General features: G+C 70.8%; 23 protein-coding genes and 1 riboswitch. Of the genes, 6 read left to right on the top strand and 17 right to left on the bottom strand.

What is annotated here, in order from left to right:
- Positions 1–35: 35 nt before the first annotated feature.
- From ACFWI4_RS39010 to ACFWI4_RS39000, 3 genes are all read right to left on the bottom strand, one after another.
- Positions 36–1,016, bottom strand: a complete 981-nt coding sequence (locus tag ACFWI4_RS39010) for a DMT family transporter (RefSeq protein WP_387206177.1) — start codon at positions 1,014–1,016, stop codon at positions 36–38.
- 202 nt (positions 1,017–1,218) lie between these two features.
- Positions 1,219–2,238 carry a DMT family transporter gene (locus ACFWI4_RS39005; protein ID WP_387206175.1) on the bottom strand — a complete coding sequence of 340 codons (1,020 nt, stop codon included), beginning with the start codon at positions 2,236–2,238 and terminating at the stop codon, positions 1,219–1,221.
- Positions 2,239–2,284: 46 nt separating this feature from the next.
- A complete protein-coding gene (locus ACFWI4_RS39000; protein ID WP_387206173.1) occupies positions 2,285–2,932 on the bottom strand; it encodes a Clp protease N-terminal domain-containing protein in 648 nt (215 codons plus the stop codon).
- 313 nt (positions 2,933–3,245) lie between these two features.
- Here ACFWI4_RS39000 and ACFWI4_RS38995 point away from each other — a divergent pair, with 313 nt between their 5' ends.
- Positions 3,246–3,674, top strand: a complete 429-nt coding sequence (locus tag ACFWI4_RS38995) for an SRPBCC family protein (RefSeq protein WP_387206171.1) — start codon at positions 3,246–3,248, stop codon at positions 3,672–3,674.
- Positions 3,675–3,782: 108 nt separating this feature from the next.
- Here the strand turns inward: ACFWI4_RS38995 and ACFWI4_RS38990 are convergent, their stop codons facing one another.
- Entirely contained in the window at positions 3,783–4,454 is a 672-nt protein-coding gene (locus tag ACFWI4_RS38990; protein WP_387206169.1) for a PadR family transcriptional regulator, read from the bottom strand.
- 177 nt (positions 4,455–4,631) lie between these two features.
- On the opposite strand from ACFWI4_RS38990, the gene ACFWI4_RS38985 reads away from it, so the two are divergent.
- Positions 4,632–5,441 (top strand): PhzF family phenazine biosynthesis protein, encoded by an 810-nt coding sequence (locus tag ACFWI4_RS38985; RefSeq protein ID WP_387206167.1) that lies wholly within the window; start codon positions 4,632–4,634, stop codon positions 5,439–5,441.
- A 149-nt stretch (positions 5,442–5,590) separates the two neighbouring features.
- Here ACFWI4_RS38985 and ACFWI4_RS38980 read toward each other — a convergent pair whose 3' ends face one another.
- Entirely contained in the window at positions 5,591–6,391 is an 801-nt protein-coding gene (locus tag ACFWI4_RS38980) for a CPBP family intramembrane glutamic endopeptidase (protein WP_387206165.1), read from the bottom strand.
- Between the two features lie 186 nt (positions 6,392–6,577).
- Between ACFWI4_RS38980 and ACFWI4_RS38975 the strand changes: the two genes are divergently transcribed.
- Positions 6,578–8,347, top strand: coding sequence for a substrate-binding domain-containing protein (locus tag ACFWI4_RS38975; RefSeq protein ID WP_387206163.1), 1,770 nt, complete (start codon positions 6,578–6,580; stop codon positions 8,345–8,347).
- A 49-nt stretch (positions 8,348–8,396) separates the two neighbouring features.
- Here ACFWI4_RS38975 and ACFWI4_RS38970 read toward each other — a convergent pair whose 3' ends face one another.
- Positions 8,397–9,914 (bottom strand): glutamate--cysteine ligase, encoded by a 1,518-nt coding sequence (locus ACFWI4_RS38970; RefSeq protein ID WP_387206161.1) that lies wholly within the window; start codon positions 9,912–9,914, stop codon positions 8,397–8,399.
- Between the two features lie 545 nt (positions 9,915–10,459).
- Here ACFWI4_RS38970 and ACFWI4_RS38965 point away from each other — a divergent pair.
- Together ACFWI4_RS38965 and ACFWI4_RS38960 are read left to right on the top strand one after the other, a co-directional pair.
- Positions 10,460–11,044: a hypothetical protein gene (locus ACFWI4_RS38965; RefSeq protein WP_387206159.1), complete on the top strand. Its 585-nt coding sequence runs from the start codon at positions 10,460–10,462 to the stop codon at positions 11,042–11,044.
- A 420-nt stretch (positions 11,045–11,464) separates the two neighbouring features.
- A complete protein-coding gene (locus ACFWI4_RS38960; protein ID WP_385396239.1) occupies positions 11,465–11,671 on the top strand; it encodes a DUF5999 family protein in 207 nt (68 codons plus the stop codon).
- 134 nt (positions 11,672–11,805) lie between these two features.
- Here ACFWI4_RS38960 and gcvP read toward each other — a convergent pair whose 3' ends face one another.
- Positions 11,806–14,691: an aminomethyl-transferring glycine dehydrogenase gene (gene gcvP, locus ACFWI4_RS38955; protein WP_387206157.1), complete on the bottom strand. Its 2,886-nt coding sequence runs from the start codon at positions 14,689–14,691 to the stop codon at positions 11,806–11,808.
- Positions 14,692–14,869: 178 nt separating this feature from the next.
- Positions 14,870–14,965, bottom strand: a riboswitch (glycine riboswitch).
- A 114-nt stretch (positions 14,966–15,079) separates the two neighbouring features.
- On the opposite strand from gcvP, the gene ACFWI4_RS38950 reads away from it, so the two are divergent.
- The gene (locus tag ACFWI4_RS38950) at positions 15,080–15,448 is read left to right on the top strand and encodes a PRC-barrel domain-containing protein (protein ID WP_385396243.1); all 369 of its coding nucleotides are present in this window, start codon (positions 15,080–15,082) and stop codon (positions 15,446–15,448) included.
- Positions 15,449–15,559: 111 nt separating this feature from the next.
- Here ACFWI4_RS38950 and ACFWI4_RS38945 read toward each other — a convergent pair whose 3' ends face one another.
- The 10 genes from ACFWI4_RS38945 to ACFWI4_RS38900 form a co-directional block, all read right to left on the bottom strand.
- Positions 15,560–16,990 (bottom strand): DNA polymerase IV, encoded by a 1,431-nt coding sequence (locus tag ACFWI4_RS38945; protein ID WP_387206154.1) that lies wholly within the window; start codon positions 16,988–16,990, stop codon positions 15,560–15,562.
- Positions 16,991–17,059: 69 nt separating this feature from the next.
- Entirely contained in the window at positions 17,060–17,734 is a 675-nt protein-coding gene (locus ACFWI4_RS38940; RefSeq protein WP_385396245.1) for a MerR family transcriptional regulator, read from the bottom strand.
- Positions 17,735–17,952: 218 nt separating this feature from the next.
- Entirely contained in the window at positions 17,953–18,426 is a 474-nt protein-coding gene (locus tag ACFWI4_RS38935; RefSeq protein ID WP_006123076.1) for a bifunctional nuclease family protein, read from the bottom strand.
- An 86-nt stretch (positions 18,427–18,512) separates the two neighbouring features.
- On the bottom strand, positions 18,513–19,268 hold the full coding sequence (locus ACFWI4_RS38930) for a MerR family transcriptional regulator (RefSeq protein ID WP_385396247.1): 756 nt from the start codon (positions 19,266–19,268) through the stop codon (positions 18,513–18,515).
- 42 nt (positions 19,269–19,310) lie between these two features.
- Positions 19,311–20,270 (bottom strand): FHA domain-containing protein, encoded by a 960-nt coding sequence (locus ACFWI4_RS38925; RefSeq protein ID WP_387206152.1) that lies wholly within the window; start codon positions 20,268–20,270, stop codon positions 19,311–19,313.
- Between the two features lie 61 nt (positions 20,271–20,331).
- Positions 20,332–21,213 carry a DUF881 domain-containing protein gene (locus tag ACFWI4_RS38920; protein ID WP_387206150.1) on the bottom strand — a complete coding sequence of 294 codons (882 nt, stop codon included), beginning with the start codon at positions 21,211–21,213 and terminating at the stop codon, positions 20,332–20,334.
- A 5-nt stretch (positions 21,214–21,218) separates the two neighbouring features.
- Positions 21,219–21,551, bottom strand: coding sequence for a small basic family protein (locus ACFWI4_RS38915; RefSeq protein WP_003988855.1), 333 nt, complete (start codon positions 21,549–21,551; stop codon positions 21,219–21,221).
- On the bottom strand, positions 21,548–22,447 hold the full coding sequence (locus tag ACFWI4_RS38910; RefSeq protein WP_387206148.1) for a DUF881 domain-containing protein: 900 nt from the start codon (positions 22,445–22,447) through the stop codon (positions 21,548–21,550). The genes ACFWI4_RS38915 and ACFWI4_RS38910 overlap by 4 nt, the downstream gene beginning before the upstream one ends.
- Positions 22,448–22,554: 107 nt before the next feature.
- Positions 22,555–25,050 carry a sugar phosphate nucleotidyltransferase gene (locus ACFWI4_RS38905; RefSeq protein WP_387206146.1) on the bottom strand — a complete coding sequence of 832 codons (2,496 nt, stop codon included), beginning with the start codon at positions 25,048–25,050 and terminating at the stop codon, positions 22,555–22,557.
- Between the two features lie 116 nt (positions 25,051–25,166).
- Complete coding sequence (locus ACFWI4_RS38900) at positions 25,167–25,775, bottom strand: CDP-alcohol phosphatidyltransferase family protein (RefSeq protein WP_385396255.1); 609 nt, start codon at positions 25,773–25,775, stop codon at positions 25,167–25,169.
- Positions 25,776–26,049: the final 274 nt, after the last annotated feature.

Raw genomic sequence — 26,049 nt, 5'->3', positions numbered from 1 at the left:
CCCGGTTCCCTGGGACCCGGGTGCGCGGGGCGTCGTCACACGAGAAGCGGCTCCTCGGGCGCCGCGGCGCGTTGGGCGCCCGCGGCGCGCGCCTCGGCCACCGCGAGTCCCGCGACCGAGCCGAGCATCAGCAGGGTGCCGGCGAGGGTCGCCGCGGTGAGCCGCTCTCCGAGCAGCCCGACGGCGAGCACCGCCGCGCAGACCGGTTCCAGGAGCATGATCACGGACACGGCGGCGGAACGGACGACGGCGGCGCCCGCGAAGAAGAGCGCGTAGGCCAGCGCCGTGGGGACGGCGGCGATGTAGGCGAGCAGGGCCAGCAGGTGCGCGGGCCGCGCGGTGTGCGGGACCAGCCCCTCGGTGAGTCCGAGCGGCAGCAGACAGAGCGTGGTCACGGCGAACGCCCACACCGTCGTACGGGACCCGTCGGCGCGGCCGTCGCGTCCGAACCAGCGGGTCAGCAGGGTCATCGCGGAGTACCCGGCGGCCGAGAGGGCCGCGAGCACGACACCCCAGGGGCGCACGGTGGCACCGCCGCCGCCCAGGACGAGCACACCGAGCCCGGTCAGCGCCCCGACGACGGCGGCGCCGCCGCCCCGGCCGAGCCGCTCCCCCATGGTGAGACGGGCGCCGATCGCGATGAGGACGGGCCCGGCGCCCAGGGTGACGACCGTCGCCACGGCGAGGCCGGTCGCCTCGACGGCGGCGAAATAGGCGGTCTGGAAGAGTGCGAGGCCGAGTCCGGTCAGACCGGTCCGCAGCGCCTTGGACCCCAGCGTCTCGCGCACGGCGGGACGGTCCGGTCGTCCGGCGGGGCGCGGGCGGCGGCGCGGGCGCGCGGCGAGCAGCAGGGCGAGCCCGCCCGCGCAGCGCCAGAAGGAAAGGGCAACCGGTCCCATGTCACTGGTCCGGTAGACCAGGGACGCGGCGGCGCCCGCGGTGCCCCAGGCGGCACCGGCGACGATCAGATAGAGCAGGCCTCGCCCGACGGGCAGGCCGACAGCGGTGTTCGACACGTGTTCTCTCCGCAGATCCGCAGAAGTTCGGGAAGGGACCACGTCGCGGCCCGTGCCACGGGGGCGGGGGCGTACGGAAAGGTCCTCGGACTCCTCTGCGGGCAGCGCCGTTCCGCCCGGCACGGGGCCGGGCGGTGATCCGGTACGCCCGCCTCAGGCGGCCGGAGGCGGAAGAACGAGCGTCGCGGGCATGATCAGCACCTTAGACGGCCGTTCCGCGGGCTGACAACTCCCTCTCGGCGTCGTTCGTCCCCCTCGCGACCGGCTCCTGCGAGGGTTTCGCGGGGGCCGACGACTGGGCGATGAACGCTCCGAGCAGCACCACGGCGCCGCCGGCGATCTGGGGTGCCGACAGGTGTTCGCCGAGCAGCACCCACGCCAGGACGGTCGCGATCACGGCTTCGAGGCACGCCACCACGCCCGCCACCTGCGGGGAGAGCCTGCGCACGGAGAGGATTCCGGTGACGTAGGCGACGACGGTGGCCACGAGGACGATCCAGCCGAGGAGCAGTGCGGCGGGCACGGACGTCCCGTTCATGTCCGCGCTGCCGCCGAGAACGGACCAGTGCATGGTCCAGGGGCGTGCGACCACGGTCAGGACGAGGGCGCCGACGAGCAGGCCGTACGCGATCACGCCCAGCGGGTCCGGGGCCTCGTCGCCGGCGTCGCTGCCCTGGTCGGACAGGACGAAGTAGCCGACCTGGCAGCAGGCGGCGCCCAGCGCGAGGAGGAGTCCGACGACGTCGAAGCCGAGCCCCGACCAGATCTCCACCACGCAGGCGAGTCCGCCGGCCGCGAGGACGACTCCGAGGGCGGCGGCGCGGGTGACGGGGCGGCGCTGGACGAAGCGCACCCAGCCGAGGACCAGCGCGGGGGCGAGGTACTCGACGAGCAGGGCGACGCCGACGGGGATGCGGGAGATCGCGGCGAAGTAGCAGGCCTGGACACCGGCCACGCCGAGGAGGCCGAAACCGGCGAGCAGCGCGGGGCGGCGCCGGACCAGTGCCCGGTGCCGGACGGCGAGCGGCAGCATGACGAGGGCGGCGCCGGCGACCCGCAGCCACACCACGTGGAGCGGGTCGAGTCCGGCCTCGATCAGCGGCTTGGCCGCGACACCGGATCCGCCGAAGGCGACCGCCGACAGGAGCGCCAGGCCCAGACCGACGCCCCTTCCCGGGTTGGCCCGACTGTCCTGACTGCCTTGAGACGTGTGCACCGGCACATGATGACAGGCGACGACATGACCGTCACCCCCGAAGACACCTGTCTCAACGCTTGGACTCGGGGCAGCGGACCGCGTCGGAGCGGGCGGCGCGTTCCTCGCTGCCGGTCCGTGCGCCGGCCTCGACCCGTTCCAGGAGCCCGGGGACGTCGACACCGGCCCGTCCGAGCACCTCGACGGCCCGCGCCCTGGGGTCGGCGACCAGTGCCGCGAGCAGGTCGAGGCCGCGGGCGCCCGTCTCGCCGCGCAGCACGGCACGCTCGTACGCCCCCTCCATGGCGGCCGCCGCCACCGGTGACCAGCCGGGTCCGGACGCGACCGGCCCGGCGCCGGAGTTCTCGACGGCGCCCTGCCAGCGGAGCCCGTAGCCGATGCTGCGCTGCACGAGGTAGCCGAGCAGCCGGGCGAGCTGCGGCCCGCCGGCGAACGCGGCCCGCACCTCGGGGTCGGACTCCAGCAGGGAGTGCAGCAGATGAGCCGTGTCGATCTGCCGGTCCCCGTCGCGCAGCGCCCGCCTGCGCGCGCCGGACACCACCGGGGCCAGCTCCGCGCCGGGTCCGGCCTCGGAGCCGGGTCCGGGCTCGACAACGGACCCGGGCTCGACAACGGACCCGGGCTCGGCAACGGGTCCGGGCCGGGCACCGGCATGCTCGGATCCGCTCGCGGCGGACTGCTGGGGAATACGGGGCGACACGACCTCCACCCCATCAGCCGCGCGGCGCCGGGTCATCCCCGCCGGGCAGCATCTTCGTCTCCGACACAGGGTGGGCATCCCTGTACGGGTCCTCCTCCTCACGGATGACTTCGCGCCGATTTTTCCCCCCCCGGGGGCGCGCGCCGCCTTGCCTCCGGCCTTCGAGCCGCTCCTCGCCGGCCCGTCCGCCGCCGGAACGCCCCCTCCACAATTCCTGACGGTTCATCAGTATTGAATGTTCCAGGCCCTGGAGCTACGTTCCGCGACACCGTAGCTGCGCCGGGCGCAGCGCCCGACACGAAGGGGTGGTCGCATGGCCGAAGTCAGCGCGGAGGCACGGATCGAGGCGCCCGCCGAGAAGATCTGGGCCCAGCTCACGGACTGGTCCGCCTACGGCGAGTGGAACGCGACCCACACCAGCTTCCCGAAGGGCGGCCCGGACAAGCTCGAGGTCGGCGGCACCTTCGTGGAGAACATGAAGCTCATGGGCTTCCCTGCCGAGGTCACCTGGACGATCGGGGAACTGGAGCCCGGCCGCGTGCTGGCCATCCAGGGCAAGGGCCCGATGTCGGTCAACGTCTCCACGCGCTACACGCTCACCCCCGACGGCGACGCGACCTCGGTGCGGATCGACGGGGAGTTCATCGGCGCGGCCGTCTCGCTGATGGCCGGCAAGCTCAAGGACTCGGCGACGGCCGCCCTCGACGAGTCGCTGCGCAAACTGGCCGGACTGGTGGTCTGAGCCGCGCCCGTCCGCCCGCCGCCCGAAGCGGCGCCCGGCCCCCCGTACACGGAAAGGCGCCCCGCGGAAACACTTCCACGGGGCGCCGGCAGGTACCACAGCACGCCGTCAGTCCTCGTCGGCGAGGATCAGGTACAGCTTCTTGCGGGCTTCGTTGATGACCGCCAGCGCCTTGTCGCGCTGGCCCTTGCTGCCGGTCTTCCAGACCTGGCCGAAGGCCTCCATGAGACCGAAACCGGCCTGCCGGATCTCGTGCAGCGTCTCCCAGTCGACCCCGCGCCCGGCCTCTTCCCAGGGCGCCTCGGGTCCCTCCTCGGCCGCGGTGCGGCCCGGCTCGGTGAGCGCGAACAGCTTCTTGCCGCCCTCGGCCTCACTGGCGATCAGGCCCTCGTCCTCCAGCAGCTGAAGGGTCGGGTACACCGAACCCGGGCTGGGCTTCCACGCCCCGCCGCTGCGCTCGGCGATCTCCTGGATCATCTCGTAACCGTGCATGGGCCGGTCCTTGAGCAGAGCGAGGATCGACGCGCGCACGTCACCGCGCCGCGCCCTCCCCCGCGGTCCGCCCCGGCCGCCGCGCCCGCCCCAGGGGCCCGGCCCGAAGCCGGGTCCGCCGAAGCCGAAGCCGGGACCGCCGGGGCCGCCGCCGGGACCACCGGGACCGAAGGGCCCGAAAGCTCCTCGCCGCCCCTCGAAGCCGCCCCGACCCCGATGGCCGGGGCCGCCGTGGCGCCCCTGTCCGTGCTCGTGCTCGTATCCGAAGTCTTCTCCACGGGAACGCATCGCAATCACTCCATTCCATCGTTGATCGGTCGCGATGCGTCAACGATATATCGGAAGCACTCGCATGACAACCCCTTCGCCGTGGACGCCGGCCACGGCGTCCGTCCGCCAGGTCAAGGGCCAGACCCTGCCGATTGGCCTTGGCCGGTCGTCGCGCGATACGGCTAGCTTCGGAGCATGCGGATTCGTATCGTCGACGCCTTCACCGACCGTCCCTTCGCCGGCAATCCGGCCGGGGTGCTCCTCCTCGACGCCTTCCCCGACGACGCCTGGCTCCAGAACGTGGCCCTGGAGGTCAACCACGCGGAGACGGCGTTCACACACCGTCTTCCGGCGGGCGGCGAGGCCGACTGGGCGCTGCGCTGGTTCACCCCCGCCACCGAGGTCGCCCTGTGCGGACACGCGACCCTCGCCACGGCACACGTCCTCACGTCCACCGGCGCCCACACGGGCCCGGTGCGCTTCGCCACGCGCAGCGGCGTCCTCACCGCCACTCCGGAGGCCGACGGCTCGCTCACCCTGGACTTCCCGACCGCGCCCCTCACCCCGGTCGAGATCCCCGAAGGCGTCGCCGGGGCGCTCGGCGCGGAACCGCTCGGCACCTTCGACACCGGCCCGAACACCGGCGACCTGCTGGTCGAGCTCGCCGACGAGAAGACGGTCCGCGGTCTCACCCCGGACCACAAGGCGCTCGCCCGCTACTCCGAGCGCGGCATCATCGCGACCGCCCGCGCCGAGGACCCCTCCCGGGGCTACGACTTCGTCTCCCGCGGCTTCTTCCCGAACGTCGGCATCGACGAGGACCCCGTCACCGGCAGCGCCCACACGGCCCTGGCCCCGTACTGGTCGGAGCGCCTCGGCCGGCCCGTGCTCACCGGACTCCAGGCCTCCCGGCGCTCCGGTCTGGTCCGCACCGAGGTGCGCGGCGACCGCACCCTGCTCTCGGGCCACGCGGTCACGGTGATCGAGGGCGACCTGCTCGTGTGACGGGCCGCCCGACCGGCTCGGCGGCACACGCGATTCGGCGGCACACGAAAGGGGCGTACGGGAGAGCCGTACGCCCCTGGTTCACGCCGTGTTCCGCGGATCAGCCGTCACGAGCGCCGCTCACGGCCCTCACCCCCGCCGCGCCCGACTCAGGCCGTCGGGAGCCAGCCCACCTTCCCCGCGAGCAGCGCGTACCCGACGAAGGCACCGATGTCGAGCAGCGAGTGCGCGACCACGAGCGGTCCGACCCGGCCCCACCGCCGGTACAGGAAGACGAAGACCACGCCCATCACCATGTTGCCGACGAACCCGCCGATGCCCTGGTAGAGGTGGTACGAACCGCGCAGCACCGCACTCGCCATCAGCGCCGTCCCCGGTGTCCAGCCCAACTGCCCGAGCCTGCGCAGCAGATACCCGACGACGACGACCTCCTCCAGCACCGCGTTCTGCACGGCCGAGAGGATCAGCACCGGGAACTTCCACCACACGTCGGGCAGCGCCTCGGGCACCACCGTGAGGTTCGCGCCGAACGCGCGCGCCGCCAGATAGAAGGCGATCCCCGTGCTGCCGATCACCGCCGCGACGACGGCGCCGCGTCCGAGGTCGGGCCAGGGGCGCGTACGGTCGAACCCGATCACGCGCATGCTCTGGCCCTCACGGGTCAGCAGGTGCGCGACGAGCACGACCGGCACCAGGGCGGACGCGATCCCGAACAGCTGCCAGGCCAGGTCGAGCCAGGGGCGGCCAGGCGCCGCCGAGGCGTTGAGGGTGGCCGCCTGGTCCTTCAGACCGCCGGGTTTCGTCACCGAGCCGACGAAACTGATCAGCGCGGACACTCCGCTCGCGCCGAGCGACAGCGCCAGGACGAGCAGCGTCTCGTCCCGGAAGATCCGCCGGGTCAGCCTCTCGGCCGGAAAAGAATCGGCCACCGTTCCCGCCTCCACCTGCACTCCCGCCTCCAGTTGGGTATTCCCACCGCATCCCCGTCCTCGCCCCGCTAGGGTCTCGAAAGAAGTTACGAAGATCGTGCGCGACAGGCCGTCGGGGGGCGGGCACCGTACGGGGCGTACGTCCCCCATTCGCCTGTTCTCCGGCTGTCTCACGGCGCAGGCTCACCTGGGAGGGACCTCACCGTCATGGGACGTCACAGCTTGCCCGACGCACGACGGGCGGGCTCCGCCGACCCCCGGATCCGGGCGCGCCGCCGCAACACGGCGCTCGCGACGGCACTCGTGCTCACCGTCGTCGGAGGCACCGCGGCGGCGGTCCGCGGGGGCCTGTTCTCCTTCGCGAGCTCCTGCGACGACGACGCCGTGCACATCGAGGTGGCCGCCTCCCCGGACATCGCCCCCGCGCTGAAGGCGGTCGCCGAGGACGCCCGCGCCAAGGACATCACCTCCGACGGCCGCTGTCTCGACGTCCGGGTGACCGCGCGCGAGTCGTACCGGGTCGCCGCCGCGCTCGGGGCCGGCAGGAAGTCCGACGCGCAGGTGTGGGTGCCGGACTCCGACGCCTGGGTCGAGCGGGTCGCCGACACCACCGCCGCCACCCAGGTCACCAGTCTGGGCAACGTCGCCTCCTCACCGGTCGGCGTCGCCGTCGTCCCGTCGGCCGCCAAGGCGCTGGGCTGGCCCGCGAAGACGTACACCTGGACCCAGCTCACCGGGGACACGATGCGGGCCAAGAAGCTCGGGCTGGGCACGGTCGACCCCGCCCGCAGCTCGCCGGGGCTGCTCGCGCTGGCCCGGATCAGCGCGGCCGCCTCCGGTGTCAAGGACGGTGACGTACGGGCGGCGGCCATGGCCAAGACGCTCTCGGAGCGCACGTCCGACAGCGACACCCACCTCCTGGACACCCTGCCCGGCGGCAGCTCCGGTACGGGAAGGAGCGGCGCCGACCGCAATCAGGCGCTGATCCTCTCCGAGCAGGCGGCGTTCGCGCACAACAGCGCGCAGGACGGCGGCCAGAACCTCGATCTCTTCTACCCCGAGGACGGCTCGCCGCTGCTCGACTACCCGTACACCCTGGTCGACGAGCCACGGCTCAGCACCGACGAGGGCCGGGCGGCCCTGCGGTTCATGACCCTGCTCGGGGAGGCGGCACCGCGGCAGTTCCTGCGGACGTTCGGGTTCCGCACCGACGCGGAGAACCCCTCGCCCACCCTCGTCGCCGAGGCCGGCGGGCGGTCACCGCAGCCGTACGCGCGCGTCCTGGACGACTCGGCGTCGAAGAGCGCGGTCCAGGAAGCCCTCGGCATGTGGACGATCACGGTGGAGCGCGCCCGGATCACCACGGTCGTCGACGCCTCCTCCTCCATGGCCGAGCCGGTGCCGGGCGGCGGCCGGTCCCGTATGGACGTCACCAAGGAGTCCCTGCTCCAGGCGCTCGCCACCTTCACGGACGAGGACGAGATCGGGCTGTGGAAGTTCTCCACGAAGCTTGACGGCGACAAGGACTACCGCGTCCTCGTCCCCACCGGGCCGCTCGGCAAGGCCGGGATATCCAGCGGCCGGCGCGCCAAGCTGTCCGCCGCCTTCAAGTCGCTGAAGCCTGTCCCGCACGGCGAAACCGGTCTGTACGACACCACGCTCGCCGCGTACAAGGCGGCCGTCGCCTCGTACGTGAAGGGCCGGTTCAACGCGCTGGTCGTCCTCACGGACGGGGTCAACCGGGACCCCGGCAGCATCTCCCGGTCCGATCTCGTCTCCGAGCTGCGGAAGCTCGCCGACCCCGAGCGCCCGGTGCCGCTGATCGCCATCGCGGTGGGCCCCGACAGCGACCGCCGCGAGGTCGACCAGATCGCCCGGGCGACCGGCGGTTCCGGGCAGCGGGTCAACGAGCCCTCGCAGATCCACGCGGCGATGCTCAAGGCGATCACCGCGGCGGGCACGGTCACCACCGGCTGACCCCGGCCACCGTGCCGGACGGGCCGCGGCCCGTCCGGCACGATGCGCGTCATCCCAGCGGGACCGGTTCCGGCAGTCCCACCGGCCAGGTGTGCACGGGCTCGCCGAGATGCATCAGCTCGCCGTAGCGCCGGGTCGTCGCGGCCAGCGCGGCCTCACGGCTCAGTCCCTTCTCCAGGGCCCGGTGGAAGGTGTCCGCCTGCCAGGTCGCGCCGTTGACGCGCAGCCTGCACCGGTCCTCGATCACACCGAGGTAGAAGTCCCGGTCGGCGGGCTCGACACCCCACGCGTCCAGGCCCGCGGCGGCCAGCGGCAGCAGTTCGTCGCGTACGAGGGTCACCGCGTCCACCTGCGCCGTCCCGCCGTGGCGACCGCGCCGCGGCCATTCGAGACGCGCGTCGATGCCGTGCCGGCAGGCCTCGTCGAAATTGGCGGCGGCCGCCTCGAACGACATCCGGGTCCACACCGGACGCTGCTCCTCGGCGAGCGCGCGGACCACCCCGTAGTAGAACGCGGCGTTGGCGATGACGTCCGTGACGGTGGGTCCCGCGGGCAGCACCCGGTTCTCCACGCGCAGATGCGGGACGCCGTCGGCGATGCCGTACACGGGCCGGTTCCAGCGGTACACCGTGCCGTTGTGCAGCACCAGTTCGGCGAGTCGGGGCACGCCTCCCGCGTCGAGGACACCGAGCGGGTCCTCGTCGTCGCAGATGGGCAGCAGGGGCGGGAAGAAGCGCAGGTTCTCCTCGAAGAGGTCGTACGCCGAGGTGACCCACCGCTCGCCGAACCAGGTGCGCGGCCTGACACCCTGCGCCTGGAGCTCCGGCGGCCGGGTGTCGGTGGACTGCTGGAACAGCGGGGGCCTCGACTCCCGCCACAGCTCGCGACCGAACAGGAACGGCGAGTTGGCCCCGATCGCGACCTGCGCGGCCGCGACCGCCTGCGCCGCGTTCCACACCGCCGCGAACCGGCCCGGAGTGACCTGGAGGTGCAACTGAACCGAGGTGCAGGCGGCTTCGGGCGCGATGGACGCCGACCGGCACACCAGACGCTCCACACCGTCGATGTCGAGGGCGAAATCCTCTCCGCGCGCGGCCACGATCTGATCGTTGAGCAGCGTGTAGCGGTCGACGTCCGACAGGTTGGACGACACCAGATCGTCCTGGCCGAGCGTCGGCAGAATACCGATCATGACGATTCCGGCGTCGACCTCGCTGGCTTTCCTGTGGGCATAGGCGAGGGAGGTTCGGATCTCCTCGGCGAGCCGGTCGAATACGCGTCCGCCCAAACGGTGTGGGGCTATGTTGACTTCCAGGTTGAACATGGCGAGTTCTGTTTGGAAGTCGCGGCTCGCGATCCTTTCCAGCACTTGCCCGTTCATCATTCTGGGCATGCCGTCGGGCCCTGCGAGATTCAATTCGATCTCCAGGCCCATCAGATTCTTCGGGCGGTCGAACCGCTTCTCCTCCAGCAGTCGCTCCAGCCCCGTCAGACACTGTCGGAGCTTGTCGCGGTGGCGCTGCCGATCGGACAGGCCGAACGTCCCTGCCACGACCTTCTCCCCCATCGAAGTGTCCCTCCTCGGATGGGCAGGCCGACGTTTCCGGCCCTGGCGTCCCGGGTCACGGGGGATGATGCCCAGGCAACACGATCCATAACGTCCCGCGCGCGCTCTTCGGCCGCTAGTCTGGACATCGGCCCCGGGCACATTCACGGGGCATGGAGCATTCAGCACGTTTACCGCCCGGAACGATCTCGTGAAAAACGCCGACGAGAATCGGCCGACCGCTCGGGCGAAGCATTCCGAGGTCACCGCGATTCGATCGCGCAGAACCGGGATGAATACCGCATCTCGCCGACCGGATATCGACTTGTTCTTCGTATTCGGTGCGACTAGACGAAACAACGCCTGAACACGCGTCGTATAAACTCCGCTACCGAGGCAGAGAGTTGGCGCTCGCGGTCCTAGGTCCTGTCGTCACGGTGACGGCGGCAGGCGAAATCCCTGTCGGCAGATCCAGACCCCTCGCCCCACCTCTGACCCGAGAGCTGACAGCGCCGTCCGCCCCCGCCCTCGCGCCACTGTGCCTGTCGAATGAGAGGCGACCCACCATGCCGCTGCACGTACCCCCGGCTCCCGCGCCCGCCCTGCGCACGGTCCTCACGGCACTCGGTTCCCCCACCGCCGTCCGCGAAGCCCGCACCCCGTCCCTGCGCCTGGCCCAGGGACCCGTCACCCCCGAACTCCCGCTGCCCGTCCACGTCCTGGATCGCATCACCCCCGCGGGCGCCTCCACCACCCGGCTCGCCGGGTGGCGCTTCCTGATCCGTTCCGGCGACCGCGCGGTGGCCGCCGCCGACACCATGCTGACCCCGGACGGCTGGGCCTTCTCGCGCTTCTTCGAGGGCCCCTACATCACCGCGACCGAACGCGCCCTGCGTCAGGCCGAGACCATGCAACAGCCCTACCAGGCACGCCTGCTGTCCGTGCCCGAGCTGTACATGCTGACGCTCTGGCTGCACGGCGACTGCGCCGCGGACGGCGCCACCGGCCATCCGGCCGCCACCGATCTCCTGGTCCCGCTCGCACCGGCCCCGCCCGGCATCGCCGCGCACCGGCCCTACCTCGTCACCGAACTGCTCCCGGTGCTCACCCACCGGGTCACCCCGGCGCCGCTCCTCAGCTCCCCGGCCTGAGCCCCGCGCACCTCGCCGGCCCGATCCCCCGCACCTCGTCCCCGTGCCCCGCGGCCGTACCCCACACGGGTAAACCCGGCCGTGGGGCACGGCGCTGCCGACAACCCGGAAGACCGCTCGCTCGTTAGGGCTTGATACCGCTCGTACGAGGCAGAACGCGCTCCGCGCCCGACCGGACTAGCCCGATCCGGCCACCTGGAACCACCCGAAAGGACAGCGCAGTTGGGGTGAACCCTCCGCACGGGTGATGCGTCATCAACCTGTGAGAAGCGGTGCCCTCAAATCCCTGCGGATCGGCGCCCGTGGGGCAACACTGGGGTCAGACCACACACCAAACGGGGGGCGGCGATGAGTACCTCTAGCCGCAAGACAGACACCACAGCCATCACTCACATCTCGACCCAGCGAAAGATCCCATCCATGTGCCAGCACCAGCCACTGTGTCCCTCAGCCGAATCAGCCGACCGGGAGTCCGCCCGCCACGTGGCGCATCACCCGGAGCAGGGATGGAGCCTGCTGTGCAACGGCGTTCTGCTCTTCGAGGACACCGGTGAGCTCCTGCCTGACGGCCAGATCATCGCCCCGCACCGCCCGCTGGGCGGCGCGCAGGTGATGACGGCCGCCTGAGCCGCACGACGCGGACGGCCCGACAGGCCGCCCGGACACACCAGGGGCCGGCCCGGAGACGTACTCTCCGAACCGGCCCCGACGCATGTCCGGGGAGGATCACTCCCCGTAGGCGCCCGCGTGCCGAGCGCTGATCAGCCCTCGTAGGCGTCCATCGGCGGGCAGGAGCAGACGAGGTTGCGGTCGCCGTAGGCCTGGTCGATGCGGCGCACCGGCGGCCAGTACTTGTCGGCGGCCGAGACACCGGCCGGGAAGACGGCCTCCTCGCGGGTGTACGGGTGCTCCCAGTCCCCGCCGAGCGCGGCGGCCGTGTGCGGCGCCCCGCGCAGCGGGTTGTCGTCCACGGCCCACTCGCCGCTGCCGACCTTCTCGATCTCCGCGCGGATCGCGATCATCGCGTCGCAGAACCGGTCGAGCTCGCCCAGGTCCTCGGACTCGGTGGGCTCGATCATCAGGGTGCCGGCCACCGGGAACGACATCGTCGGCGCGTGGAAGCCGTAGTCGATCAGGCGCTTGGCGATGTCGTCGACGCTCACGCCGGTCGCCTTGGTCAGCGGGCGCAGGTCGATGATGCACTCGTGCGCGACCAGACCGCCGGGGCCCGTGTACAGCACCGGGTAGTGCGGCTCGAGGCGCTTGGCGATGTAGTTCGCGGAGAGCACGGCCACCTGCGTGGCGCGCTTGAGTCCCTCGCCGCCCATCAGGCGGACGTACGACCAGGAGATGGGCAGGATGCCCGCGGAACCCCAGGGAGCCGCCGAGATCGGGCCGACACCCGTCTCGGGACCGGCCTCGGGCTGGAGCGGGTGGTTCGGGAGGTACGGCGCCAGGTGCGCGCGCACACCGACCGGGCCGACGCCCGGGCCGCCGCCGCCGTGCGGGATGCAGAAGGTCTTGTGCAGGTTCAGGTGCGAGACGTCGCCGCCGAAGTGGCCCGGCTTGGCGAGACCGACCAGGGCGTTGAGGTTGGCGCCGTCCACGTAGACCTGGCCGCCGGCCTCGTGCACCTGGGCGCAGATGTCGGCGACGTGCTCCTCGAACACACCGTGCGTCGAGGGGTACGTGATCATCAGCACCGACAGCTCGTCGCGGTACCGCTCGATCTTGGCGCGCAGGTCCTCGACGTCGATCTCGCCGTCGTCGGCGGTCTTGACCACGACGACCTTCATGCCGGCCATCACGGCGCTGGCGGCGTTCGTGCCGTGCGCGGAGGACGGGATGAGGCAGACGGTGCGCTGGTCGTCGCCGTTGGCGCGGTGGTAGCCGCGGACGGCCAGCAGACCGGCCAGCTCGCCCTGCGAACCGGCGTTGGGCTGGAGCGACACCTTGTCGTAGCCGGTGACCTCGGCGAGCTGGTCCTCCAGCTCGTGGATCAGCGTGAGGTAGCCCTGCGCCTGCTCGGCGGGCGCGAACGGGTGCAGCTGCCCGAACTCGGGCCAGGTGACCGGCTCCATCTCGGTGGTCGCGTTGAGCTTCATGGTGCAGGAGCCCAGCGGGATCATGCCGCGGTCGAGCGCGTAGTCGCGGTCGGAGAGCTTGCGCAGGTAGCGCAGCATCGCCGTCTCGGAGCGGTGGTCGTGGAACACGGGGTGCGTCAGGTACGCGTCGGTGCGCAGCAGCGCGGCCGGCAGGGTGTCCTCGGCGCTCGCGTCCAGCGCCTCGACGTCGCCCTCGACACCGAACGCGCTCCACACGGCCGCCAGGTGCTCGCGCGTGGTCGTCTCGTCGCACGAGATCGACACCTGGTCGGCGTCGACGAGGTGGAGGTTGACGCCGTTCTCGCGGGCGGCGGCGACGATCTCGGCGGCGCGGCCCGGGACCCGCACGGTGAGGGTGTCGAAGTACGCGCCGTGCACGAGCTCGACACCGCCGGCGGTGAGTCCCGCGGCCAGGACCGTGGCGTAGCGATGGGTACGCCGTGCGATGGTCCGCAGGCCCTCGGGGCCGTGGTAGACGGCGTACATGCCGGCCATGACGGCGAGCAGCACCTGGGCGGTGCAGATGTTGCTGGTCGCCTTCTCGCGGCGGATGTGCTGCTCACGCGTCTGGAGGGCGAGGCGGTACGCCTTGTTCCCGTCGGCGTCCACGGACACGCCGACCAGGCGGCCGGGAAGGCTGCGCGCGAAGTTCTCGCGGACCGCCATGTAACCGGCGTGCGGACCGCCGAAGCCCATCGGCACACCGAAGCGCTGCGTCGTACCGACGGCGATGTCCGCGCCGAGCTCACCGGGCGAGGTCAGCAGGGTCAGGGCGAGCAGGTCGGCCGCCACGGTGACGACGGCGCCCAGCTCGTGGGCCTGGTCGACGAGCGGCTTGATGTCGCGTACGGCGCCGGAGGCACCCGGGTACTGGACGAGCACGCCGTTGATCTCACGCCCGGCGAGGTCGGCCGGGATGCCGTCGGTGAGGTCGGCGACGACGATCTCGACACCGGTCGGTTCGGCCCGGGTCTCTATGACCGCGACGGTCTGCGGCAGCGCGTCCGCGTCGACCAGGAAGAGGCCCTTCTTGTTCTTGCCCATGCGCCGGGACAGCGCCATGGCCTCGGCGGCGGCGGTGCCCTCGTCGAGGAGGGAGGCGCCCGAGGTCGGCAGCCCGGTCAGCTCGGCCACGACGGTCTGGAAGTTCAGCAGCGCTTCCAGACGGCCCTGCGAGATCTCCGGCTGGTACGGCGTGTACGCGGTGTACCAGGCCGGGTTCTCCATGACGTTGCGCAGGATCACCGGCGGCGTGAAGGTGCCGTAGTAGCCGAGGCCGATCATCGAACCGAGCACCTGGTTGCGGTCCGCGAGGGAGCGGAGCTCGGCCAGGACCTCGGCCTCGGTGCGGGCGGCCGGCAGCTTCAGAGCCTCGGCGTTCTTGATCACATCCGGCACCGCGGCGGCGGTCAGCTCGTCCAGCGAGCCGTAGCCGACCTGCGCGAGCATCTTGGCCCGTGCTTCGGGGTCGGGTCCGATGTGACGCTGCTCGAAGGGAATGCCCTGTTCGAGCTCGGAGAGCGGAATGCGAGGGGCGGTCATGGCGGAGGCCTCCTGGTCTGACGCGACCTTCGAGGGGCACCCCGGCACGGGTACCCCGACGGCCTCCCCCTCTGTCATCTCAACCTGAGAGTTTCACCGGATGGTCCCGTGGACGACCCGGCTTTCACCGTCGGTGAGGGCGGGGGCCATCGGCACCCGCCCTGCTTTCCAGAGTGACCTCGTCCGTGCGGTACGTGAGCCTGAGAGATTCCGGGGAGGAGTTGCTCCTTCGGCGCCTCCGACGAAATCCGGAGGACTCTCCCGCACGGGATCAGCAGCCACTTGCCAGCCTACCAGCGAGGACAAGACGACAGCCTTCGAGTGGCCGCCTTCACAGATGTGCTCTTTTGTAGTACTTACGGATGAGTTTGCGACCACTGGAGGGACCGTGCAGACCGACATCGATCCGCGCAACCTGATCGGCCGCAAGGCGTTCGACAGCAACGGCACCAAGATCGGCACGATCGACGAGGTCTACCTCGACGACGCGACGGGCGTCCCGGAGTGGGCGGCCATACGCACGGGGCTGTTCAGCAGGGACGCGTTCGTTCCCCTGGAGCCCAGCGAGATCATCGAAGGGACCCTGCGCATCCCCTTCGACCGGGCGCTGATCAAGGACGCCCCCGACTTCGGTGTCGGGCGCCATCTCTCGCCCGAGCAGGAGCTCCAGCTCTACCACCACTACGGCCTCGACGTGGCGTCCCCTCCGCCGCCGGACCGCGACTTCGGCCGGGTGGCGGGCCCGGAGGACGCCTGAGCGGCCGCCCCGGGGTCCGACCCCGACTCCGGTCTCCGACGACGGTCCTCCGGCGCCGACGGCCCCGGAACCTGCTGCCCCGGCCCGGGACCCCGTGTCCCGGTCGCGCCTTCAACGGCCGGTGTCAGCTGTCCCGGCGGCCGACGCCAACGGTCCGGAGGCCGGCGCCGACGCGTCCGCGGGCTCGGGTCTTCGTTTGACCAGGGGCAGCGGGTCGGCCGGTTCCAGCGCCGGGTCGTCCGTGCGGAACGTCCGTACCCGGCCGGGCTCGGAGTAGGGCGTCTCGAACCGCACGGTGACCCGCCCCAGTCCGCTCCCCTGCACCCAGCCGTGCCCGAACTCGGTGTGCCGCACGTCGTGCCCGGAGGGCCACCGCCGTTCCACCGGCACCGCCTCCCCCGCGGGGGCCGTCTCGCCCGGCTCGTCCGCGGTGTCCTCCTCGGCATCGGGCTCCCCCACGGCGGCGGCCGCCTGCGCCTGGGCGAACAGGTCCTCCTGGGTGTAGTCGGCGAGCCCGGAGACCCCGACCCCCAGCAGCCGGACGCCACCCGTGGTGTCCACGCCCTCCAGCAGCCGGGCGGCGGCCTCCCGGACGACACCGGGATCGTCCGTCGGCCCCCTGAGCGTCTCCGACCGGGTCAGCGTCGAGAAGTCGTACCTGCGCACCTTCAGCACGATGGTCCGGCCCGAAAGACCCGCCCCGCGCAGCCGCCGCACACACCGGTCCGCGAGCCGCTGCACCTCGAGCTCCACCCGGACCCGGTCGTGGATGTCCACGTCGTACGTGTCCTCCACCGACACCGACTTGGTCTCCCGCTCGGCCACCACGGGCCGCTCGTCGTGGGCCAGCGCCATCGCGAACAGCGCGTGCCCGTGCGCCTTGCCCACCAGCCGTACGAGCTCGTCCTCACCGGCCTCGGCGAGCTCCTCGACGGTGGTGATGCCGGCCCGGCGCAGATGGTCGCCGGTGGCCGGACCCACCCCCGGCAGCGTCCGCACGGTCATCGGCCCCAGCAGTGCCCGCTCGGTGCCGGGGTCGATCAGCACGAGACCGTCGGGCTTGGCCTGCTCCGAGGCGATCTTCGCCAGCATCTTCGACGCGGCGAGCCCCACCGACCCCGTGAGCCCCGTGACGGCCCGGATGTCCGCGCGCAGCTTGGCTCCCGCCAGCCGGGCCGACGTCTCGTCCCACGCCGCCCCGCCCGCCTCCAGATCCACGAAGGCCTCGTCCAGGCTCAGCGGCTCCACCAGCGGCGACAGCGCCCGCAGCAGCCCCATCACCTGCTCGCTGATCTCCCGGTACAGGCCGAAGCGCGGCACGAGGTAGGCCGCGTTCGGTGCGCGCCTGCGGGCCTGGGCCATGGGCATCGCCGAGTTCACCCCGAAGACCCGTGCCTCGTACGAGGCGGTCGCGACGACTCCGCGGGGCCCGAGCCCGCCCACGACGACCGCTTTCCCGCGCAGGCTCGGCTTGGACGCCTGCTCCGCCGAGGCGAAGAAGGCATCCATGTCGAGATGCAGGATCGTGGGCGCGGTTCTCACATCTCCGATGCTGCCCTACGCCACTGACAATGCCCCGGCGGGCCGGGGCATCGCGTCATCGGTCGCGGCTCACACCGCGCGGTTGCGGCGGCGCGCCAGCTCGTCCGCCGGATGGTGGGCGAGCAGCGTCTCGCCGGTGTCCACTCGCTCTCCGTGCAGCTGGGACAGTGCCCCTTCGACGTCCCGCCACACGACTCCCACGGCGATGCCGAAGACACCCTGGCCGCCCTGGAGCAGCGCGTGGACCTCGTCCGGGGACGTGCACTCGTAGACGGTCGCGCCGTCGCTCATGAGCGTCATGCGCTCCAGGTCCTGGAAGCCGCGCTCCCTCAGGTGCTGGACCGTGGTGCGGATGTTCTGAAGCGACACCCCTGTGTCGAGGAACCGCTTGACGATCTTGAGGACCACCACGTCCCGGAAGCTGTAGAGCCGCTGCGTGCCCGACCCGTAGGCGGGACGCACGCTGGGCTCCACCAGTCCGGTCCGCGCCCAGTAGTCCAGCTGCCGGTAGGTGATGCCCGCGGCGGCGCACGCCGTGGGCCCCCGGTAGCCGACCTCCTCGGGAACCGTGCCTCCCTCGTCGGGCACCGCTGCCGGCCGCACCGGCACATGCCCGCCCGCGCCGCCGTGCTGGGGGCGCCCCCCGCTCGAGCCGAGCCGAGAGCTTGGGGGAGGGTACGGGCCGCTCTCTCCCGGACCTCGTCCGGGAGCACCCCCAGCCGTACCGTCGCCGCTGCTTCTCACGCCGACCTCCGTCCTTGACCTGCCTTCTCGACGGTAGGCAGTCACCCGGGGCGCGTCAACGATCGCCACACTCGGCACGCCGAGTGATAATCACCCTAAGAGTGGTTTCCCGTGCCCTACCGCGGGGAAAGGCTAGCCGAATGCTCTCCGTACGGGCCGCGGCACACCACACTCGCCCCGGGCAAATGCCACCCGGAGAGCCCCTCCGCCCGCGTGCCTCACTGGCTGTTGGTGCCGAAGTCCTCGGGTGAGATCTGGTCGAGGAACTCGCGGAACTTCTCCACCTCGTCCTCCTGCTCGTCGGGGATCGCGATGCCCGCGTCGTCGAGCACTCCGTCGCTGCCGTAGATCGGCGTTCCGGTGCGCAGCGCGAGGGCTATGGCGTCGGACGGCCTGGCACTCACCTCGACCCCGCTGGCGAACACGAGCTCCGCGTAGAAGACGCCTTCCCGCAGGTCGGTGATGCGTACTTCCGTGAGCTCCTGGCCGACGGCCTCCAGCACGTCCTTGAACAGGTCGTGGGTCAGCGGTCGTGCGGGGGCCATGCCCTGCTGGGCGAAGGCGATCGCCGTCGCCTCCCCCGGTCCGATCCAGATGGGGAGGTAGCGGTCGCCTCCCACTTCACGCAGAAGCACGATCGGTTGGTTCGAGGGCATTTCGACCCGGACACCTACGACATCGAGCTCGTTCACACAGCAACCCTAGGCCGTGCCCGGGACGTTTGGGTAGTCGGGCACAGAACGGGTGGACGATCCGGGGCCCGGGCCGGTGGCGCGGATCAGCGCAACCGCACTCCGAGCGCGGTCTGCACGAGCGCCGCGTGCAGCTTCACGGTGAGGCCCGCGAGTTCCTTCGTACGGGCCTCCGCGTGGGCCCGGGTCTGCGGGTTGCGGTGGCGCCGCAGCGGGGCCACCACCTGGTCCACCAGGCCCGCGTCGCGCTCCGCGGCGGCCTTCATGGCCCGCAGATGGCGCGGTTCGATCCCGAAGCGGCCCAGCTCGACGACGAGCGCGGCGACGGTCACCGCCTCCGCGTCGTAGACACCGTCGGTCAGCGGGCCGATCAGTCCGTACGACTCCCACTCCTGGAGTTGCTGCTCGCCGATCTCCGCGGCGGCCAGCAGCTCCTCACGGCCCACCCGGGCCACCGTGGGCCCCTCGGGCTCGCCGTAGAGCTCGCCCAGCGGTTCGCCCTCGCCCGCCTCGCGCTGGCGGCCCACGGAGGGCAGACGCACCTGCTCACCGCGCGCCATGGCGTCCAGATGCTCGCGGATCACCTTGAGCGGGAGGTAGTGGTCACGCTGCATCCGCAGGATGTGGCCGAGACGCTCGGCGTCGTCCGCGCTGAACTTGCGATACCCCGACGGGGTCCGCTGCGGCTCGACGAGCCCCTCCGACTCCAGAAACCTGATCTTGGAGATGGTGACTTCGGGGAACTCGTCGCGCAGCAGGCTCAGCACCGCGCCGATGCTCATCAGCCCACTGTCCGCGGCGGCGGTACCGGTGCCGGCACCGCCGCTCGGTGTTTGAAGCATGGACATTCCCTCGGTGTCCCCCCGGACGGAGTTGGGGGAGGGTCAGATGCCCCGCTGGCTCGCGTAGAACACCAGCCGGTACTTGCCGATCTGCACCTCGTCACCGTTGGACAGCGGGACCTGGTCGATCCGCTCCCGGTTGACGTACGTGCCGTTCAGGCTGCCGACGTCGGCGACCGTGAACGAGCCGTCCGCGACGCGACGGAACTCCACGTGCCGGCGTGACACCGTCACGTCGTCGAGGAAGATGTCGCTCTGCGGATGACGCCCCGCCGTGGTGAGCTCACCGTCCAGGAGGAAGCGGCTGCCGGAGTTGGGGCCGCGGCGCACCACCAGGAGCGCGGAGCCCATCGGCAGCGCGTCCACGGCCGCCTGCGCCTCCGGGGAGAGCATCGGCGACGGCGCCGTCTGGCCCGTCACCTCGGCGTCGTAGGCCTCGATACCGGAGATGGAGATCGTGGACGTCGTCTCCGACGGACGCTCCGGACCGCCCCGCAGCGGCGCGCCGCAGTTGGAACAGAACCGGCTGTTCTCCGCGTTGCGGTTCCCGCACCTCGTACACACCTGGGCCGACATGGACGGATCCTCCTGCCGCGACTGCCCACCAGGGGCATGGGACGCATACGGATCGGAGGCGAACCCTCCACCCGCACTCGAGGCTGACGGTTCTCCGAAACCTATGCGGCCTTGCTGGCCAGGGTCAACAGACGACGCGCCCTGTCCACCGGGACCGCCGACCTGGTCCCGGAACAGCGGGCGGTCGCCGCCCTGTGCCTCGGCGTCTCCCTGACGCGGTGCGCGGTGACGGGCAGCCGCGCTGTCGCCGCTGTCCTCTCGCGTGCTCTTGCCGAACAACTTCGCAAACAACTTCACGGGCGATTCCCCTTGACCGAAACAGACCCGCCCGTGGGGCAGGACGAACCCTGATTGAACACACCGGTCGACCCGGACATCCTCACAACGTCCGTATCCACCAGACAGTTTCCACCACGCACCACCCATTCGGTGCGCCGACCCCCCGCAACCTCCCGCCCTCGCCCGACGGCCCCCATCCGACCGCCGTTCACCGGGAGGACGACCGAGCGTAGTCAGGCTGTTCCGCCGGTCGCAAGGCATCTACGACGATCTTCGTGGAGCGCTCCACCGTGACGGTGGCCTGCTCCTTCTCCAGTGTCTGCACCACGCCTCCCGGAATGTTCAGCGCCGGCTCCAGGTCCTGCGGCTTGCCGATGACCTTGAAACGATAGGGCTGGGTGATCTTGTTCCCGTCCACCTTCACTCCGTTTCCGGAGTCGGACAGATAGGTGCTGGCGACCACACGCACACCGTTCACCTCGATCGCCTCCGCACCGGCCGCGCGCAGCTCCTGGACGGCGTCGAGCAGCATGTCCGCCTTCACCGTCCCCTTCGCGTCGCCGATCGTCAGAGTGATGCCGGGGCCCTGGGCGGCCACGGTGCCCGCCAGGATGCCGAGTTGCTTCTCCTTCTCGACCGTCTGCTTGCGGGCCTCCTCGGCCTGGTTGGAGCTGTTCTCCAGCTCGGTGCGCTGGTCCTCCAGCCCCTGCTTCTCGTCCTCAAGACGCTGAGTGCGGCTGTCGAGTTCATCGAGAATGCGTACGAGATCTTCCTGGCGCGCGCCGCGCAGCGCGCTGTCGCCGTCGCTGTTGGACGCCACCTGGACGGCCAGGCCGAAACCGAGGCCGAACAGCAGCACCGCGACGATGAGTTGGGCCCGCGAGACCCGCGGCGGCCACAAGCCCTTGACCAGCCTCTGACGACCGGAGAGCGACGGCGGGCCCTCTTCACCGTCCTGCTGCGGCTCGGGCTCCTCCGGGGCCGCGGGGACCTCTTCCGGCAGCTCTCTGCGCAGCGGGTTCTCCGGCGTCCCGTCCTCGCTCGCGTTGGTGCGCCCGTTCTCTGTCTCGTTCTCGTTCTCGTTGCTCATCGGCCTCACGCCCGGAACACGTGCCGGCGGATGGCCGCGGCGTTGGAGAAGATCCGGATGCCGAGGACGACCACGACACCCGTGGACAGCTGGGCCCCCACGCCCAACTTGTCGCCGAGGAAGACGATCAGCGCGGCGACGACGACGTTCGACAGGAACGAGACCACGAAGACCTTGTCGTCGAAGATGCCGTCGAGCATCGCGCGCAGACCGCCGAACACGGCGTCGAGCGCCGCCACGACGGCGATCGGAAGGTAAGGCTCGACGACCGCCGGAACCTCGGGCCGGACCAACAGTCCAGCCACGACTCCTACGACGAGGCCCAGTACGGCGATCACGGTGTGCCCTTCTCTGTTCTCGGCTCTGCTGTACGTACGATCACACTCGGTGCCGCGGACAACCGGAGGTCCCCCTCGGCGGAAATGCTGGTCCTGATGCCGTAGTTCTCCTGCAAGGCATGCAGATACAGCCCGTCGGCGCTGTTCTGGAACCTGGTGCTGAGCCGCTGGCCGTCCCCCACCGCGAGCACCGTGTACGGCGGCACCAGCGGTCTGTTGTCGACCAGTATCGCGTCCCCCGCCGCCCTGATCGCCGACAGGGCGGTCAGCCGCTGCCCATTGACGGACACGGCCTCGGCCCCCGACTCCCACAGACCGTTCACCACGCGCTGCATGTCACGGTCCCGCACCCGTCCGGTGTCGGAGAACCCCGAGGTCTCCCGCGGATTGTTGGTGCCGTCACCGCCCGTGCTTGCTTCCTTGGCGTCGTTGACGACGAGCTTCACACCGGGTCCGTGCACCGCGGTCGCGCCGGACAGGATGCTCACGAGGTCGGCCTGAGCGCTGCCGCCCTTCTTCAGCGCGGCACGCTGGCGGGCGCTCACATCGGCGCGCAGGCTGTCGACGCCGCTCTCCAGCTTGTCGGCGGCCGTCGTCTCGCGACCGATGCGGTCGATCAGCTCCTGGCGTTCCTTGGCGACGACGGGCGCCGCCAGCCTCGCGTTCGCCGCTCCCACGGTGACCACGAGCGCGGCGAGCACCAGACCGACGGCGAGAGCCGCCTTGGCGCGGAGCGTCTTCGGCATACCGCCGGCGCCCTCGGCCTTCTTACGGGCCGCCGCTTCGGCGTATCCCTCGTCGAGGCTGTGGTCCATGACGTTGGTGAGCAGCGACATGGAGGCGTCCGGGCGCGACGGGCGCGGAGCGCTGCTCCGAACGGGGGGCTGCTGCGGCATGCCGCACATCGTCGCATGTCGCGGGTGCTACCTCCGAATGGCCCCACCGACGTGCCGGACAGGCCCACTGGAGGGCACCTGTCCGACACGTACGAGTGAAGATCGTTTCAGCGGCCCGCGCTGTCCACGACGGCCGACCACTCGTCGAGCAGAGCCTCCGCGGAGGTGTCGTCCGGGCCCTCGGCCCACAGATGGGTCACGGCCTCGGCGGGGTCCGGCAGCACCATCACCCAGCGCCCGTCCGTCTCGACGACACGGACCCCGTCGGTGGTGTCCACGAAGCGGTCTCCCGCCTCCTCCACGACCCGGCGCATCACGAGCCCCTTGACGGCCCACGGAGTCGCAAGATCGCGCTTGAGGACGTGCGCCCGCGGAATCCGCGCGTCGATCTGGCTGAGCGTGAGCTGTGTCCGCGCCACCAGACCGATGAGCCGTACGAAGGCGGCCGCGCCGTCGAAGACCCCGCTGAACTCCGGAATGATGAAGCCGCCACGCGCGTCTCCACCGAAGATCGTCGACTCCTCGCGGCCGACCCGGGTCAGGTCGTCGGGCGACGTCGTCGTCCACTCCACCTGCGTGCCGTGGTACGCCGCAACCTGTTCGGCGATCCGGGTCGTCGTGACCGGCAGCGCCACCCGCCCGCTGCGCCGCTCCGCGGCCACCAGGTCGAGCATCACGAGCAGGGCCCGGTCGTCCTCGACGATCCGCCCCTTCTCGTCGACGAGCGAGAGGCGCTCGCCCACCGGGTCGAAGCGCACCCCGAACGCGGCGCGCGCGGACGCGACGATCTCGCCCAGCCGCACCAGCCCGGCCCGCCGGGTCTCCACCGTCTCGGTGGGCCTGGACTCGTCGAGACCGGGATTGATGACCAGGGAATCCACGCCGAGCTTGCCCAGCAGGCTGGGCAGCACCAGTCCGGCACTGCCGTTCGAGGCGTCGACGACCACCTTCAGGCCGGACTCGGCGATCCCGGTGGTGTCGACATTGCGCAGCAGGGATCCGGTGTACGAGTCGAAGACGCTCGCGGGGAAGTGCAGGTCCCCGATCTCGCCGGGGAACGCTCGCCGGTACTCCTGCCGCGCGAACACCCGGTCCAGCTTCCGCTGGCCGCCCTGCGACAGGTCGGCGCCCTGCCCGTCGAAGAACATGATGTCGACGGAGTCGGGCACACCAGGTGTCGTCCGGATCATGATCCCGCCGGCGCTTCCCCGGGCGGTCTGCTGACGGGCCACGGGCAGCGGTACGTTCTCCAGGTCGCGTACGTCGATGGCGCTGGCCTGCAACGCGGAGATCACCGCTCGCTTCAGCGCACGGGCGCCTCGGGAGTGGTCGCGGGCCGTGGTGACGGTGGAACCCTTCTTCAGGGTCGTCGCGTAGGCGCCCGCCAGGCGCACGGCCAGCTCCGGGGTGATCTCGACGTTCAGGATCCCGGAGACGCCACGGGCGCCGAAGAGATGGGCCTGGCCGCGCGACTCCCAGATCACCGAGGTGTTGACGAAGGCGCCGGCCTCGATGGTCTTGAACGGATAGACGCGGACGTTGCCCTGGATGATCGATTCTTCACCGACCAGGCACTCGTCGCCGATGACCGCGCCGTCCTCGATCCGGGCGGCCCGCATGATGTCGGTGTTCTTTCCGACGACACAGCCGCGCAGATTGCTGTGCTGCCCGATGTACACGTTGTCGTGCACGACGGCCCGGTGCAGGAAGGCGCCGCTCTTGACGACCACGTTGGAGCCGACGACGGTGTGTTCGCGGATCTCGGCGTTCGCCTCGACCTTGGCGTAGTCGCCGATGTACAGCGGCCCGCGCAGTACCGCGTCGGGGTGCACCTCCGCGCCCTCGGCGACCCAGACGCCCGGGGAGAGCTCGAACCCGTCGAGTTCCACGTCGACCTTGCCCTCGAGCACGTCGGCCTGGGCCTTCACATAGCTCTCGTGGGTTCCGACGTCCTCCCAGTAGCCCTCGGCGATATAGCCGAAGACGGGCTTGCCTTCCTTCATCAGCTGGGGGAAGACGTCGCCGGACCAGTCGACGGACACGTCGGCCTCGACGTAGTCGAAGACCTCGGGTTCCATGACGTAGATGCCCGTGTTCACGGTGTCCGAGAAGACCTGGCCCCAGGTCGGCTTCTCCAGGAAGCGTTCGACCTTGCCTTCCTCGTCCACGATGGTGATGCCGAATTCCAGCGGATTGGGGACCCGTGTCAGGCAGACGGTGACGAGGGCGCCTTTTTCCTTGTGGAAGTTGATGAGTTCGGTGAGATCGAAGTCGGTAAGGGCGTCACCGGAGATGACAAGGAACGCATCGTCCTTCAACGCCTCCTCGGCGTTCTTGACGCTGCCGGCGGTACCGAGTGGCTTCTCCTCATTGGCATAGGTGAGCTCCATGCCGAGCTCTTCGCCGTCACCGAAGTAGTTCTTGACCAGTGAGGCCAGGAACTGCACCGTGACGACGGTTTCGTTGAGCCCATGCCTTTTCAGCAGCCTGAGCACATGCTCCATGATCGGGCGGTTCGCCACGGGCAGGAGCGGCTTGGGCATGCTCGAGGTCATCGGACGAAGGCGTGTTCCTTCGCCTCCGGCCATCACGACGGCCTTCATGTCGGAAGCGTCCTCCTTGAAGAGACGACGGTACAGCCGACTTCACCCGTCCTGATTGTCCCGCAGTTTTCGAGCGGGGGCCATCGGGCCACTGCAGCCGCTCAATCGGGCCGAGTTCATTCGGTCATGGAGTCCGCCCGGATCAGCCTGCGGACCTGCACCACGTAGAGGACTCCTGCCCACCAATAGAGCGTTGTACCCCACCCTGCGAACGCCCATCCGAAAATGGCGCCGACTGTCGCGATCCAGCCGCTGGCGTCACTGAGGAGCAGGAGCGGGAAGGCGTACATCAGGTTGAAGGTGGCTGCCTTCCCGAGGAAGTTCACCTGCGGCGGCGGATAGCCGTGGCGCCGGAGGATCCACACCATCACCAGCAGGACCAGCTCCCGGGCGAGAAGCGCGGCGGTGAGCCAGATCGGAAGAATCTCGCGCCAGGTGAGCCCGACGAGCGTCGACAGAATGTACAGCCGGTCGGCCGCGGGATCGAGCAGCCGGCCGAGGCTGCTGATCTGGTTCCAACGGCGGGCGAGCTTGCCGTCGAGATAGTCGCTGATGCCGCTCAGCATGAGGACGAGCAACGCCCAGCCGTCGCTGTTGGGACCGCCGAACTCCGGCCTGAGGATCAACCACAGGAAGATGGGGACGCCGGCGAGCCGGGCCATGCTGAGGATGTTCGGGATGGTGAGGACCCGGTTCGTCTGAACGCGGGTCTCCTGGACCTCCACCCGGGGGCCTCCTGTGGGAAACGAGCCAACGATGCCCCCTGACCTTACCCGCAGCCCCGGCGTCACAGCGCAGAGGGGGAGGCGAGAGTGGTCACGTCATCGGGAAGTCCTGCTTGGGAAATCCGCGCGGCGGGAAATGGTCCCTGAACGCAGAAAACCCCCGTACCGGTATCCCCGGTACGGGGGTTTTCACAAAAATTGTTCGGCGGCGTCCTACTCTCCCACAGGGTCCCCCCTGCAGTACCATCGGCGCTGTGAGGCTTAGCTTCCGGGT

The organism is Streptomyces sp. NPDC127038 (assembly GCF_042725875.1).
In the GTDB taxonomy this organism is placed as follows: Bacteria; Actinomycetota; Actinomycetes; order Streptomycetales; family Streptomycetaceae; genus Streptomyces.
This window is presented reverse-complemented; position numbering and strand designations above follow the sequence as displayed.